Here is a 1,700-nt window from a genome sequence, read left to right on the forward strand (position 1 = left end):
GAACTTGCTCTCTCACGGCCCGTTGCTTCGGAGTCAGGCCACCCCCATCGGAATACCGCACAACTACCGGCATACACCCAAAGACTGATCCACCGACACCCCGAAGAGAAGACCTCAGTTGCGAGCGCCAGGGGTACCGCTGGCTGAGCTGAATTACTGACTTCGGCGCTTCAAGGTGATGCCGGTGGGAGGCAGAGGGAGAGTCCGGTACCGGCGAGGAAGCCATCGAGGACGTCGGGGCGGTACTGCAACCGTTTGAGCCTGTTGCGCACGAGCGCGGCGAGGCGGTCGAGGGCGACGCTGGAAAGGTTCGCAAGGCTGCGTTTCACGTGGGCCCACAGGTGGCGCTGTCAAGTTTGACAGGGTGCCAGATGATCAAGAAGGAATATCGCGAGCGGAGCTCTGGCTGTAACGCGTCAATCCAGCGCTTTGGCCGCAGATTCAAAGGCGTAAATCACCAATCGCCCTCTTGATCATCTGACAGCCCGTCAAAGTTGACAGTGCCGTCTCTGCTTGCTCTGGTCTACCGGGGGCCGGCCGGCGCACGCGCCGCTCGTGGGGGCCTTGGTGATGCGGTCGTCCGCGTCATAACGGCGCGGATGTCTGGAGGGTCTTCCATGTGCGTAGTGGAGCGTGATGTCGTCGGTGTCCTCAGGCACGCACAGGCCCGGGTGCCAGTTTCTCGATGGTGGGGCCCTTCTCGGTGCCGGTGCCGGCGAGGTGGGGGGAAGAGGATGGTCGGATGGTTCGGCTGGGTAGAGCAGGAGAGAGAGTCCGTTGGAGAGGAGACAGTGTGCGGGCCAGTGTGGGAGACCGGCTTGTTATTCACGGCCGGATCGTGGGTCAGCGTGATCGCAGCGCTGAGGTGGTGGAGGTGCTTGGCTCGGATGGGGGTCCCCCGTACCGGGTCCGTTTCGAGGATGGGCATGAGACGGTGATGTCTCCTGGTCCGGGTACGGTCGTCCGTCCCTTCCGCACCGACGGGTAGACGGCTGTTCGCCTTCCCGTCCTGGTGGCTTGGGAGTCTGAAGCTAGGGTCTGATGGGTTTGCTGGTCACGGGGGTGCTGGGTGCGCGGGGGTTCCGCTGTGTGGGCCGGGGATGCGCCCTGTCGCCGGGCCGGGGCTTGGCTCTAGGCTTTCGGGTTGGACAGGGGCCGGGGATTGCACGGTAATGGTCCGGTTCTTTTCCCGCTGTCCTGCCGGCTGTTGTGTCCCGGTCGGGGTCGTCTCACGTTGGGGGCCCTGGGCTGGCCGGAGGGTGGACGGTTTGTGTGCGGGGTCCTGTCTCGACGAGGGAGCGTTTGGTGTGGTCCCCGTGCTGCGCGGTCGTCGCTGGCCGGGCGGCTCCTCGGGCCGGCGGCGGCTGCGCTCGGATGGTGCTTTAGCTGTCCGGGCGGTATGTACCGGCGGGCTTATGGTGCCCTGCCCTGCTTCGGCTGGCTTGAGCGTGATGTCAGTGAGAGGCATGGAGAGGAAGAGTGTCTTCAGCGGGCTTGATGCCCCTATGCCCGTGCGGGCGACGCTACATCTCGGCGGTGGTGGCGCTGGCCGGGTTCCTGCAGCGCAACGAGGCGGGAAGGGCTACGACCGTGAAGCGGCATTGAGACTCTGTTGCTCAATTCTTGGTGGCCGGATGTCAGGCGGTGAGCCGGTAGGCCAGGCGTTCGAGGCGGCTGGCGCGGGGGCGTGCGGGGGTGTC

1 protein-coding gene and 1 pseudogene are annotated in these 1,700 nt (G+C 65.3%); one reads left to right on the forward strand and one right to left on the reverse strand.

Features of this window, described 5'->3' with window-relative positions; translation table 11 throughout:
- Window positions 1–170: 170 nt before the first annotated feature.
- A pseudogene (locus ACZ7NC_RS45510) lies at window positions 171–341 on the reverse strand (IS630 family transposase); the annotation flags it as partial.
- 452 nt (window positions 342–793) lie between these two features.
- Between ACZ7NC_RS45510 and ACZ7NC_RS45515 the strand changes: the two are divergent.
- Window positions 794–988, forward strand: coding sequence for a DUF1918 domain-containing protein (locus ACZ7NC_RS45515; RefSeq protein ID WP_471498344.1), 195 nt, complete (start codon window positions 794–796; stop codon window positions 986–988).
- The last annotated feature ends 712 nt before the right edge of the window (window positions 989–1,700 follow it).

The sequence above is a fragment of the Streptomyces sp. NPDC111802 genome, from assembly GCF_055634335.1.